Here is a 13,296-nt window from a genome sequence, read left to right as displayed (position 1 = left end):
TTAAATAATAGCAGAGTTATAGTCCAGTACTACCTTTATCATATACTAACACCATCTAATACATACTTTCAAGTAACATTGTTACTTGAAAGTGTGTATTTACAGTACACTCCATGCGTTATAAAATGTAAATATTCAAAAAAACAAAATATTATAAAGAGCTGTACTTACTTTTGAGCTAAAATTAGAACACACTTTATAAATATTGATAGAACAGTTTGGCTTAGTATATCCTGTTTTTTTGATTTTGAAATAAATTCATAAAAATTTAAGAAAAGGAGAACTATTATGAAAAAACTTGTAATTTTAGCACACCCGAACATAGAAGATTCAAAAATAAATAAAAGATGGAAACAGGAATTGCTTCAATATCCTGATAAAATTACTATTCATGAGATTTACAAAGAGTATCCAGACTGGAATATTGATGTTTTAAAAGAGCAAAAATTAATCGAGACATACGATAGTATTATATTCCAATTTCCATTATATTGGTATAGCTATCCCCCGTTATTAAAAAAGTGGTTGGATGATGTTTTCACTCATGGGTGGTCTTATGGTTCTAAAGGTCATAAGCTCAAAGGGAAGAAGCTGGGGATAGCAATGTCAATTGGCGATAAAAAAGATAATTATTTGCCTTCCGGTTCAGTTAAATTTACAGTAGATGAGGTTATTGCTCCTTTTAAAGCAACCGCAGTGCATGTTGGTGCAGTCTCTTTGCCATATTTTGCTATATTTGGGGCTTCGTATCAAGCTAGTGATGAAGATATTAACCAGAGCGCAAAAGACTATATCAAATATATCTTTGACCATAAGTAACAACAAAATAAACACTTTAGCTTTGTAGATTAATATTAAACCTTAAATTACTAAACAGTAAATAAAAAACTGTTTTTGGTAATTTTGTTTTTCATGCGTCTAAATTAAATATTTAAAAAGCTGTGTCACTATCTATGCATGGAAATGCATTGTGACACAGCTCTTATTTGTACAAATTTATACTATAAATTTATTTTTACATTGTATAAAAAATCATTTTATATTTTTTTAGTTCCTTTATTAGATTTATTAATTACACCAACAGAATTTTTTTGTTCTGAAGTAACATTCACACTATGTGTTCCTTTAGTTGGAATTCCAACTTCTTCGGCAGCTTCCAGCTTAAATTTAGCTGCAGCTTCTCTTCCCTCTGATACAGAGAATCTACCTTTACTTTTTTTATTTGCCATATCTAACATCTCCTTTTTTAATAGCATTATTATATTTATGTAGTTTTCATAAGGCTATTACAGGGAATTAGAGGCTAATATGGAATTAAATTTTTTATATGACTTATATATTTTTCTCTTTTAAAATAGAGCTTTTCAGCATCCTTTAGGGAAATTTCTTCAAAACTAATTTTCTCATTAGACTTCAACTGAACAATTTCCTGAATATCCACAGAAACTAGCAAGGATATAATCAATATTATGTAAACAAAGCATCATTTTTTATTAAAGGATAATTTTAATGGGTACATTGAAATCCCTTTTTGAACAAGTTCTAAAAATTCATTTCTAGGAATGTTTACTGCACCTAAGCTTTCAAGATGTTGAGTATAAACTTGGCAGTCTATTACAATAAAATTTTTTTCCTCTAATAATTTGCAAAGAGTAATAAAAGCTGCTTTAGAACTATTACTCATAGTAGAAAACATAGATTCTCCAAAAAAACATTTTCCAATGATAATTCCATATAGTCCACCTACTAACTTGTTTTCATGCCAGGCTTCTACAGAATGTGCAAAACCAAGTTCATGGAGCTTGCAGTAGGCTTCTATCATTTCATTAGTAATCCAGGTTCCACTTTCTTTCCTTGTATTACCACAATTATATATAACTTCTCTAAAACAAGTGTCAAATGTAATTTTATATATATTCTTTTTAATTATTTTTTTCATAGAATGAGAAATTTTTACGTCTTTTGGATAGAGAATGAATCTAGGGTCAGGAGACCACCATAGTATTGGTTCATCTTCTGAGAACCAGGGAAATATTCCATTAGAATAGGCAAGTAACAGTCTCTCTGGAGACAGGTCTCCGTATACAGCTAAGAGCCCATCCTCTCTTGATAGAGAAGGATGAGGAAAGATTAAATCATCGCTTAATGAGTAAATTGGCATAATGCAGCACCATCCTTAAAATATATATTACAATTTTTTGTAGAATTCTGCAAGTGCAGGGGTTCAGATACCATAGCATTAATATTATAAAAAAGTTTGAGGCTACCTTTGAGAGTTATTGGAATGATGCAGAATTTATTAGTTTTAATTCTGAAAGCGGGGAAGATGAAATAAGATTGAAGATCTCTTTAAATATGGAATCTTTAAAGAGATAGTGGAAAAGCTAACATTAACATTTATAATAGCTACGCACTTTGTAGCGAATTGATTTTTGAACACAATGCTGTTATTATGGAGAAAATTAAATTTATACTTATTGGGGGTGCTTTTGCATTGAACAAATTACTTGAAGAAATACAATACAATGCACTATTTTCAAGGGTCAAATAGCGGTATACTATATCTAGATGTAAACAACATAAGGATAGTTATAAATTTAACTCAGGAGATGATAATATGGAACTATCAAAATATATAGATCATACCATACTTAAGCCAGATGCCACTTTGCAGGAAGTTAAGAAAATCTGCAGTGAAGCGAAAAAATACAGTTTTGCTTCAGTTTGCGTAAATCCTTATTATGCAAAATTTGTCAGTTGTGAGCTTAAAGAAACAAGCGTAAAGACCTGTGTAGTGATAGGTTTCCCACTAGGTGCAAATACTAAGGAAGTAAAAGCATTTGAAGCTTCAAATGCTGTGGAAAATGGTGCTCAGGAAGTTGATATGGTAATTAATATCGGGGCACTTAAGGACAAGAAGTACGATGTGGTGGAAAGCGATATAAAGGCAGTAGTGGATAGTGTTAGTGGTAAAGCATTGGTAAAGGTAATCATTGAATGCTGTCTTCTAACTAAAGAAGAAATAGTTATGGCATGTAGACTCTCCTTAAAGGCTGGTACAGATTTTGTAAAGACCTCAACAGGGTTCAGCACGAGCGGTGCTAAGGTTGAAGATGTAAAGCTAATGAGAGAGACGGTGGGTGAGAATGCTGGAGTAAAAGCATCAGGTGGAATAAGGGACTACAAGTCTGCAATGGAGATGATAAATGCAGGTGCTAATAGAATAGGGGCAAGTGCAGGAATTGCTATAGTAAGTGAATTTAATGAGCAAAACTAATGACAGATATAAAAAGTACAGAAATATTGGCTTCAATATGTTGTGAGCCGTATAACATTTAAAAACAATCGATTATTTAATAAAAAAGTAACCTTTTGTTAAAAAACAGAAGGTTACTTTTTATTAAATAAAATATAAATAATTTGGAATTTGGAAGGAAGTGTAACTGTTAAACAATTGTAGTAAAGCAACCTTAATTAAGATAGTAGATTTATGATTATGAAGGATTAATCGTAACAGACAAAAGGGAAACTTGAGATTAAAGAATTAGAATAGTTATTTATTTTCTGGAGTATATATTTTTCAATTAGAAAAAACTTTAATTGTTATTGATAAGAAATATGAAGCTGATAAAATAGAGTTAACAGATTATTATGAAATGAACGTTAAAGTAGAAAATTTAAATTCATATTTAAACGAATAGCTTAAATTTGAATGTTATAGGGAGTATTAGGAGGAATGGTAGATGGTGTCTATCAGCATAACCGTAATTTTAATAGCAGTAATTTTAATAGCACTTATTTTTGCACTTTCCAATGGGCTGCATGATGCAAGCTCTGTAGTTGCAACCTGTATTGTTTCTGGTGCAGCAATGCCAAAGCAAGCAATTGGAATTGCATCAATTTTTGGAATGATAGGTTCTATTTTAGGTGGAAGTGCAGTAGCGGATACTATCTCTAAGATTATAGATTTACCAGTGAATACTTCCATGCTCACAATACTTCTTGCAGCAATTATGGGAGCAGTTATATGGAATTTAGTAACCTGGAGATTAGGACTGCCTTCAAGTTCTACACATGCTTTGATAGGCGGAATAATTGGATCAGTATGGGTGTCTTCAGGTTATAAACATATACTATGGGGCTGGAATGAACTAATTGGTGGACAGTATCAACTCACTGGAATTGTGAAAGTAGTTGCAGGTTTAATTATTTCACCGATGCTTGGATTTATAATTGCATTTATTCTTCAAAAAGTTACGAGATTGTTGCTGAGGAATGCGAAATTTACATTAAATAATAGTCTAAATAAGCTGCAATTGGGAATAGCTGCAGCACTTGCCTACAGCCATGGTGCTAATGACACTCAAAAAATAATTGGAATAATAACCTTAGCATTGATGGCAGGTAAAGGTATAGCAATAAATACAGCACCGCTTTGGGTAAGAATAGCTGGCGGACTTGTAATGTTTATTGGAACAATGCTTGGAGGCTGGACAATAATGAGAACTATCGGTAGAGGAATATTTAAAATAAGGGTTATTCATAGCGTAAACTCTCAATTAGCTTCTTCAGGGTCACTACTATTGGCTACTTTTATTGGGGCACCCGTTTCTACTACTCATGTAGTTGTCGGCAGTGTTATGGGAGTTGGTGCAGCTGACGAATATAAAATGGTCCATTGGGGTGTAGCAAAGGAAATTATTTTAGCTTGGTTTATTACAATACCACTATCTGCGGTAGTTTCTGCATTGATATATAGTTTAACTAATTTTATTTTCAAAGTAATATAAAGTGAGGGCAGGAAATATGGATAAAAGAAATATCTTTGATAGGTTTTTCCCAGTAAAATATGATTTTTACGAAATGCTAAACAAACAGGCAGAGCTTAATATGTTAGGTATTGATATGTTACACAAATGGTTGAGTAGTCGATCAAAGAATGAAGAGGAAGAACTTCTACGGTATGTTAAAGAGGCAGATGAAGTTAGATTGGATATGGAAAGTAAACTGATAGAGGCGTTTACAACACCTTTTGACAGGGAAGATATTTATTCTATTTCCGTTGAAATGGATAAGGTAATTGAGTTTGCTAAATCAACATTAGAATCTATGGAAGCATTTGAAGTGGAACCGAATGATATCATTATTAATATGGTGGAAAAGCTTAAAGAAGGTATGGATTTTCTATTTGAATCCTTAACAATATTGGAAAGCAATCCAATAAAATCGCAGCAAAACATAATTAAAATGAGGGAAGCGCACGTTGAGGTAGAACGGCTTTATCGAAATGGAATGGCTGAAGCGTTTAAGTGTAATGACCCAATGCATGCTCTTAAACAAAGAGAAGTGTATCACCATATAAAAGATGCCTCAGCTAATTTAGAATATACTGTAGATATATTTCACAGGATAGTTGTACGAAGAGTATAATTTGGGGGAGTAATTCCCCAATTCTACTCGACCCATGCCCACATTATAGATTTAAGGAAGTTTTAATTTTAGCATCCTTATTGTTTTATTTAAAATTATTGTTTATAATATTTTTATAAAATCTGACTTTCCAAATTTAAAGGGTTTTTCGGAAAGAAATCTTAAATAGAAGAATAGCCAAAGGCAATATAAAGCTTTCAGTACATGATGAGTGTAGATGGGTAAATATAGAGCAGTTAAAGGAATCTAAATTTGCACCAGCAGATACATATTTTGTTGGAAAACTTATGAATAATAAGTAGCTTGTTTAAGAATATAGTAATATACTTTTATTAAGTACAGTGAAAACATATTTTAAGCTTTTATAATATACATATTGAGATTTTTTTTAACGCTAGAAAGAGCCTAAAAAGTACACAATTATTGCAAAATAAAAATGCACAAATTTGTGTACTTTTTCTTTTATTAAAATATATTTAAGTACATATAACCTTAGTTTTTATAAGTTTCATATCGAATATATATAAAAGGTTTTAATGCGAGGTGAAAAGATGTTTTTTAAGAAATCTCTTGAGGAACGAGTAGAAAAGGCAAAAAAAAGTCAAGAAGAATTAAACACGTTAATCGAGGAATATAAGCCGTTTATAGCAAGTACTTTGCAGAAAAAGACAGGAAAATATTTAAAGTATGGATATGATGACGAGCTTACAATTGGTATGATGGCTTTTAAGGAAGCTATAGATTCATACGATAAAAGCAAAGGGAAATTTTTAAACTTTGCTAAACAGGTTATTATTCTTAGAGGTATAGATTATTACAGAAAGAATGAAAAATTAAAAAATACAGTTTATTTGCAAGGAACTTATGATATAGAAAATGAAGATATAAGCATTGGAATACTGAATAGAGCGATGGAAGAATATGAACATAAAAATGTAAATGAAATGAGAAAATTGGAAATTTTAGAATATAAAAAGGAATTAAAAGAATGGGGAATTGAACTTTTAGAACTAGTGCAAGCTTCTCCAAAACAACAAAAGCTTAAAAAAACCTATAAGGATATTGCACAATTTATTGTACAGGATAAAGATATGCTTAACAAGTTAATAAGTATAAAAAGATTGCCTTTAAAAGAAATAGAAAACAGTATGCTTATCCAGCGTAAAAAACTTGAAAGAGGAAGAATATATATTATTGCATTAGTGATTGCGGCAATAGGTGACTATGAACTGATACGAGAATACATCGAATGAGGGTGAAAGTATGAAAGGAATTGTATTTGAAGAATTAAAGGATAAACTTATTGTGTTAACAGAAGAAGGAGATTTTATAGAAATAGGTAGGTTAAGTGACAAGGTAGAAATCGGGGAAGAAATTGTTATTAAAGGAGAAAAAAGAAATACAAAACAAACTTTAAAACGTTTTACTTTCGCTGCAGCTATATTTGCTATGATTATATTGGCAAGTTATGGAGTTTATGGTTGTTTTATTACACAAGGATATGTAAGTATTGGTATAAATCCAAGTGTTAATAAAAATGCAAGCATGGAAATGGCCTACAATTTGTTTGGAAAAACTATAAAATTACAAGCATTAAATAAAGATGGAAATACTCTTATTGAAAAAATAGGTGGATTTCAATTTAAACCTACAAATATAGTGATTAATGAATTTATTAAAGCAGCAGAAAAAGAAAAAGTTATTTTACAAGAAAAGGAAAATACAATTGTAATAACGATAACCACCTCTAATAAGAAAATTGATGATGAAAGCCTGGATAGTTCAGTAGAACATTATATTAAAGACAATAATATAAAGGCAAAAGTTATGATTGTATTGGGAAATAAAACTGATTATGAAAGAGCTAAACAATCCGGTGTTCCAACTGATAAGTTTATTTTGATAAATAAAGCATTGAAAAAGAATTCTGCTTATAAATTTGGTGATTTAAATAAAAAGTCCATAGAGGAAATTATTCATATAATTAATGAAGAAGAAAAAAACTATAAATAGGATAATCAGCAAAAGGAAAGATATGAAGATATCAACAATTAGAGGAGTAAACAAAATTGTTATTTAGTTGCATTAAATATGAATATAAATTAAATTTATATTTAATAATAATGTAATTATAAGAAAAAGATCAAATTAATTAGATTATGTACAAAGCAAAGGGGTTAATCCTATTTGGTCTATTTGACGAGAATTCATTATATATGGTAATTTTGTGTAAACGAATAAAGTGGAGGGGTTTATTTGCAAAAAAGAGAAATTTATAAGAAAGCATCTAAACGATTAGTTGCTTTAGTGATTTGTTTGGGGGTATTATTAATTATCTTCTTATCTTCCTATCAGCTAAATAAGAAAATAATTAATATAGTTCACCCAAGTATTTGGTCACGTCAGCAAGCACAGAATTTCGTACTTACAAAGGAAAATACAGCATCTAATATTGATCCAAATTTCAAACTTGCGGCTCCTGATCTCTGGATTTGGGATACTTGGCCACTTACTAAAAGAGACGGTTCTGTAGCAACAGTTAATGGATATAAGGTTATTTTTGCGCTAACTGCACCTAGAAGTGTGGATTGGGACAAACGTCATGATGTTGCAAGAATAAGTTGTTTTTACTCAGAAGATGGTAAACATTGGACATACAAAGGACCTGCTTATAATCCAGAAGATGCTCTTGGTTCTAGACAATGGGCTGGTTCAGCAATGCTTGATGACAATGGAAAGGTTCAGTTTTTCTATACTGCTACTGGTAGAAAAGGGGAGGCAGTTATAACTTCTGAACAACGTTTAGCTAAGACTACCTTTGATATAAGTGCAGATAAGAATGGAGTTCATCTTTCAAATTGGAGTAAGCACCAAGTTATCCTTGAGCCAGATGGGGTATACTATCAAACTATGCAGCAGGCAAAAGGACCTATAATATATTCTTTCCGTGATCCGTGTTTCTTTGAAGATCCTAAAACTGGAAAAGAGTATTTATTGTTCGAAGGAAATAAAGGTGGAGATGATCAAAGATTAAAACCTGAAAATATTGGTGATGAATTATTTCGTAAAACACATATAATACCACCAGAAGCGGAAAATTTCAACGGAAATATCGGTATTGCCGCTGCAGAAGATAAAGATTTAACAAAATTTAAATTATTGACTCCATTACTTGAAGCAGCTGGTGTTAACCAACAGCTTGAACGCCCACATGTTGTAATTAAAGGAAATCAATATTACTTGTTTACTATCAGCCACAGATTTACTTATGCTCCAGGATTGAATGGTCCAGATGGATTATATGGTTTTGTTGGTGATTCTCTACGTAGTAATTATAAGCCTTTAAACGGAAATGGGCTTGTAATAACTAATCCTGCTAATGATCCATATCAAACATATTCATGGTATGTGATGCCTGGTGGAAGTGTTTTAAGTTTTATAAATGAATATCATGTTAATGGACAACTTAGATATGGGGGTACTTTTGCACCAACATTGCAAATTAGTTTAACAGGAGATAAATCAAAAATTACAGAAGAACTTGCAGAAGGAGTAGTTACTTCTTCACATTAGTTGAAAACTTACTAATTTTATATGAATTCAAATCTATCCCTTATTGAATGCTGTCTTCTAACTAAAGAAGAAATAGTTATGGCAAGCTTTGGATATGGTGCAAAGGAACCATATCCAAAGACTAGGCAGTCATTAGAGAAAGTTGTACAGTGGATATAATTATTTGTTAGAAAAACATATTTTTAAAGCATTAAATTGAGATATTACTTTTATGTCAATCAATAAAAATATTGACAGAATATAATTAATATAATATTATATTATATGCATATACATATAATATTAATAATTCTTCTGTAGAAAGCTAAAAATAAATAAATTTTACTTACTTATATGTATATACATACAAAAGGAGTGATTGAGATGAAAACTTTATTTGACAAAACGCAGATAGGTACTCTTAAGTAAATTGCACAATTAAGTTTTTCTAAATTATATATTAAAGAAGTAGAATACTTAAGGGGAATCCAAGCATGTGGGGGTGAATTTCCTTTTGCCATTGTAGCAAATAAATTCAATGCTTATACAATATAAAATTTGCTCATTTAACTTTTTAAGAGGGAGTGATCAGGTATGGAAACAATTGAACAAATGATTCAAAAAAAAGCTTACGAACTGGGCTATGAAAAATGTGGTATTATTCCAATTAGTTTGATGAAAGGTTATGCTGAAAAATTTGAAGAGCGCATGCAAAAAGTTCCGGAGTCCAGACCATTTTATCAAGGACTGCAGCGCTTAGTTAATCCGCTGGAGGTGTATCCATGGGCAAAATCCGTGGTAGTACTTACAGTATCATACGGAAAATACAAGATTCCAGAAGAGGTAAAGGGACACATTGCTAAGGCGTATTTATTTGATGTACGTGTGGATACAAATACGAAAGAATATCAAAATAATCGTGCATTAGAAAAATACATGCAGGAACTTGGTTTAAAGGTAGAAACCAATCAGAAATTTGGAGTAGTAGGAATGCGTTGGGCAGCTATGCAGGCTGGAATCGGGATTATTCGCAGAAATAATTTTTTGTACACCGAGTCTGGTTCATGGGTTCATCTTGAAGCCTGGGTTACTGACCGAGAAATGGAGTTAAAAGAAACAAATAATGTTCCTCAGTGTCCTAAGGGATGCAATCGTTGTATGGCATCCTGTCCAACAAAATCTCTTTCTGATCCATATACCATGCTGCCAACTGCCTGCGTTTCTTTCCTGACAACCTTTGGTGGGCGTAATCTGCATCAAGAACCATTAAGTAAAACCTTCGGAGGCTGCATTTATGGATGCGATATTTGTCAAGATGCGTGTCCTATGAACAGGGGAAAGTGGAAGGGTGAGGAAGAATTTCCCGGCCTTGCAGAATTGGCTCCTGAATTAACTCCTGAAAATATTTTGAATATGGAGGAAGATTTTTATCGCGAGAAAGTTCAGCCAAAATTTTTCTATTTATCACCAGAGGAACTTTGGAAATGGAAGGTAGATGTATTGAATTATATGCGTAATAACTATATGGAAAGTTATAAGTCGCTTATTATAAATGCATGTAATAACGAAAATGAAAAAATATGTGAAATGGCGAACTCAATTTGCAATGAACTTTGCTTACAAGGAAGGCAGAACTCTATATGAAGAAAATTTAAATAGTCAATAATAAATTTTCAATGGAGGACCATGCTCTTTTTGAATATATTGTCTTTATGCCAAGCTTCTTTGATTCTTTTTTTATGTGCTCACATAATTTATGATTCACAAAATCAATAAGAACTATTACAAGTTCAGCATTTTGAGGTATATCAACACATTTATGATTATTTTTTCTTCCGCTTATATGCTTTATAACACAAAAACCTTTGCTGCATAAATGGCAATTTATCATTTTAATATTATCTCCTCCGACAATCATAATTCCCATAGAATCCCCTCCTTATTCATACTATTCATATTAGTATACTATATTTATTGCTATTCTTCAATACCAATTTTTGTATTTATAGCTGTATACAATAAAACTTTAAGGTAAGTAATTTTGAGTTTGAGAAAGACAGTGAATTAGGAATAATATTTATAAAGTAAATTTACAATTAAATTTAATGAAATTAAATAATTATAAGTTAATGGATAAGCTTGGTCATACTGCTATGAATGCTTATAGACTTAAAATTTGTGAAATTATAAATATATAACATTTAACCATATAATTCAAATAAAATTCCATTTAAATTATAGAGAACTTAATATAAAATATTATATGTGAAAAGCTTTTCTAATAGATTGACAGTAGCATATTATACAATTAAACAATTTCCTGTTGATATGTAAAATTAAGGTGGAATGTTCATATCCCAGAAGGAATAAAAGTGGACAAGAAACAAAGTTTGAATGGTATGAAGAGACAGGTCCTTTGGGCTTTGGTCTTAAAGTATAGATTATTAATAACAAATTTGTCTTTTAAGGAGGATAATATGATAAGAGAAGATAGATATGATAATATGGAATATGTAAAATGTGGTAAGAGCGGTCTGCTATTGCCGCGATTGTCCCTAGGAATCTGGAACAATTTTGGTGGAGTTTTCGCCTATGAAAATGCAAAGGATATGTTGGTTACTGCCTTTAATGAAGGTATAACGCATTTTGATGCAGCAAATAATTACGGACCACCACCAGGAAGTGCAGAAATACTTTTGGGTAATGTATTAAAAAGAGAATTGAATGGATATCGTGATGAATTATTAATTACAACAAAGGCTGGTTATGATATGTGGCCTGGTCCCTATGGCAACTGGGGATCAAGAAAATATATGATATCAAGTTTGGATCAAAGTCTAAAACGATTGCAATTAGATTATGTAGATATTTTCTATTCTCATAGAAGAGATCCTGAAACTCCATTGGAAGAAACCATGGGAGCCTGACGTAAGGACAGTAAAAAGAGAAAAATTAACATGGAATAAAGTAACATGAAAAAAAGGATAGAAAAAAACATAGCCAAGCCCTAAAATATAAGTTAAATTCGGACAAACAAACTTATAAAAAAGGAGAATTGGCTATGCTTAACAATCAAGAATATATTACCGCAGAATTAGGAAAAATGCTATATGAGATTTTACCCATATCATCCAAGAAACTAAAAAATTTAGTATATATTGTTTTGGGAATATTGTTATCAAAATCAGTTATAATCTCAGAAATATCAGAAAAGCTAAAGGATTACTATACAGAAGCCAATGAAGAAAGTAAAATAAAAAGAATTTATAGATTTTTTTCAAGTTCAACAATAAAGTCAGACTACCTATATTATAATTTTATCGATGAAATTATGATAAATTATATAAAAAGAAGTACCACTAATAAACTGGTTGTAATATTTGACCATACAACACTGGAAGATAAATTTTTAATACTTAAATTTTCGCTGAAAGTGGGAAAAAGAGCAGTTCCACTATGGTATAAAATATTTGAATATAATGAAAAAGATAATAAAAATTTCAAACATATAAAACAGGGAATAGAAGAGATTAAGGATCTTATAAGTTCATATAATTATGAAGTTGTATTGCTGGCAGATAGAGGTTTTAAGAGTATAGATTTATTTAAGTTTATAAATAAAATAGGATGGAAATATTGTATAAGATGTACCAATGATATGCTTGTAAATATAGAAGGGAAAGAAAAAATAAAATACCTTAGAGATATAAAAACTCTAAAAAAAGGCGTAAAAAAGTTTAATGGAATTTTACTAAGTGCTGAAAAATATAGATGCAATTTAGCAGTTTGTAAGGCAGAAGAAGCAGCGGATACCTGGTATATAGTAACCAATCTTGATAGTAAGAATGCTGTTAATGAATATAAGAAAAGATTTATTATAGAAGAAATGTTTAGAGATTTAAAATCCAGTGGCTTCAATATGGAAGATACATGGACAAACAGTCTTATATATTTTGAAAACTTATATTTATGCTTATGTATAGCATATACATGGATGATAATATTAGGAGCAGATTGTTCTAAGAATAAGAAGAGTAAGATAATAGGCGCAACTAAAAAGATAAGAAATAAAATAGTTAGAATATACAGCTTATTCAGCAGTGGATTGACATGGTTTAACAGATGTTATGATTCTAATAGAAAAAAATATGCCTTAAAATTTAATTTGATACTTTATGACATCTAATATGGCAAAAAAAGTAAATATATTCTTTAATAGTAAGGCACCAGTATACCCATTCTCTATTACATTAATTTCATGTTTATGATTATATTATCTTTATAAGCATATTATTGCATTATTACTATTTGGAA

General features: G+C 30.8%; 13 protein-coding genes and 1 pseudogene. 11 read left to right on the top strand and 3 right to left on the bottom strand.

All coding sequences use genetic code 11. The features are described 5' to 3' along the window. Positions 1–288 precede the first annotated feature (288 nt). Entirely contained in the window at positions 289–819 is a 531-nt protein-coding gene (locus CLOPA_RS17955) for an NAD(P)H-dependent oxidoreductase (protein ID WP_015616853.1), read from the top strand. Positions 820–1,037: 218 nt separating this feature from the next. Here the strand turns inward: CLOPA_RS17955 and CLOPA_RS17950 are convergent, their stop codons facing one another. Further along, complete coding sequence (locus CLOPA_RS17950) at positions 1,038–1,229, bottom strand: small, acid-soluble spore protein, alpha/beta type (protein ID WP_015616852.1); 192 nt, start codon at positions 1,227–1,229, stop codon at positions 1,038–1,040. 254 nt (positions 1,230–1,483) lie between these two features. Then, positions 1,484–2,161 (bottom strand): leucyl/phenylalanyl-tRNA--protein transferase, encoded by a 678-nt coding sequence (gene aat, locus CLOPA_RS17945; RefSeq protein WP_015616851.1) that lies wholly within the window; start codon positions 2,159–2,161, stop codon positions 1,484–1,486. Between the two features lie 456 nt (positions 2,162–2,617). Here aat and deoC point away from each other — a divergent pair, with 456 nt between their 5' ends. From deoC to CLOPA_RS17910, 8 genes are all read left to right on the top strand, one after another. Next, positions 2,618–3,277 (top strand): deoxyribose-phosphate aldolase, encoded by a 660-nt coding sequence (gene deoC / locus CLOPA_RS17940; RefSeq protein ID WP_015616850.1) that lies wholly within the window; start codon positions 2,618–2,620, stop codon positions 3,275–3,277. 466 nt (positions 3,278–3,743) lie between these two features. Further along, complete coding sequence (locus CLOPA_RS17935; protein WP_015616849.1) at positions 3,744–4,790, top strand: inorganic phosphate transporter; 1,047 nt, start codon at positions 3,744–3,746, stop codon at positions 4,788–4,790. Positions 4,791–4,806: 16 nt separating this feature from the next. Then, entirely contained in the window at positions 4,807–5,430 is a 624-nt protein-coding gene (locus CLOPA_RS17930) for a DUF47 domain-containing protein (RefSeq protein WP_015616848.1), read from the top strand. A 551-nt stretch (positions 5,431–5,981) separates the two neighbouring features. After that, a complete protein-coding gene (sigI, locus tag CLOPA_RS17925) occupies positions 5,982–6,683 on the top strand; it encodes an RNA polymerase sigma-I factor (RefSeq protein WP_015616847.1) in 702 nt (233 codons plus the stop codon). A gap of 10 nt (positions 6,684–6,693) precedes the next feature. Further along, positions 6,694–7,443 carry an anti-sigma factor domain-containing protein gene (locus CLOPA_RS17920; protein WP_015616846.1) on the top strand — a complete coding sequence of 250 codons (750 nt, stop codon included), beginning with the start codon at positions 6,694–6,696 and terminating at the stop codon, positions 7,441–7,443. Positions 7,444–7,686: 243 nt separating this feature from the next. Continuing rightward, positions 7,687–9,003 (top strand): glycoside hydrolase family 68 protein, encoded by a 1,317-nt coding sequence (locus CLOPA_RS17915; protein WP_015616845.1) that lies wholly within the window; start codon positions 7,687–7,689, stop codon positions 9,001–9,003. Between the two features lie 21 nt (positions 9,004–9,024). Then, complete coding sequence (locus CLOPA_RS26245; RefSeq protein WP_242834223.1) at positions 9,025–9,162, top strand: hypothetical protein; 138 nt, start codon at positions 9,025–9,027, stop codon at positions 9,160–9,162. Positions 9,163–9,576: 414 nt separating this feature from the next. Beyond that, on the top strand, positions 9,577–10,626 hold the full coding sequence (locus CLOPA_RS17910) for an epoxyqueuosine reductase (RefSeq protein WP_015616844.1): 1,050 nt from the start codon (positions 9,577–9,579) through the stop codon (positions 10,624–10,626). Between the two features lie 7 nt (positions 10,627–10,633). Here CLOPA_RS17910 and CLOPA_RS17905 read toward each other — a convergent pair whose 3' ends face one another. Further along, complete coding sequence (locus tag CLOPA_RS17905) at positions 10,634–10,909, bottom strand: DUF2325 domain-containing protein (protein WP_015616843.1); 276 nt, start codon at positions 10,907–10,909, stop codon at positions 10,634–10,636. 550 nt (positions 10,910–11,459) lie between these two features. On the opposite strand from CLOPA_RS17905, the pseudogene CLOPA_RS17900 reads away from it, so the two are divergent. Further along, positions 11,460–11,906 (top strand): annotated as a pseudogene (locus CLOPA_RS17900) (aldo/keto reductase); the annotation flags it as partial. A 137-nt stretch (positions 11,907–12,043) separates the two neighbouring features. Continuing rightward, complete coding sequence (locus CLOPA_RS23910) at positions 12,044–13,168, top strand: IS4 family transposase (protein WP_015614406.1); 1,125 nt, start codon at positions 12,044–12,046, stop codon at positions 13,166–13,168. Positions 13,169–13,296: the final 128 nt, after the last annotated feature.

Source organism: Clostridium pasteurianum BC1 (assembly GCF_000389635.1).
Lineage (GTDB): Bacteria > Bacillota > Clostridia > Clostridiales > Clostridiaceae > Clostridium_I > Clostridium_I pasteurianum_A.
This window is presented reverse-complemented; position numbering and strand designations above follow the sequence as displayed.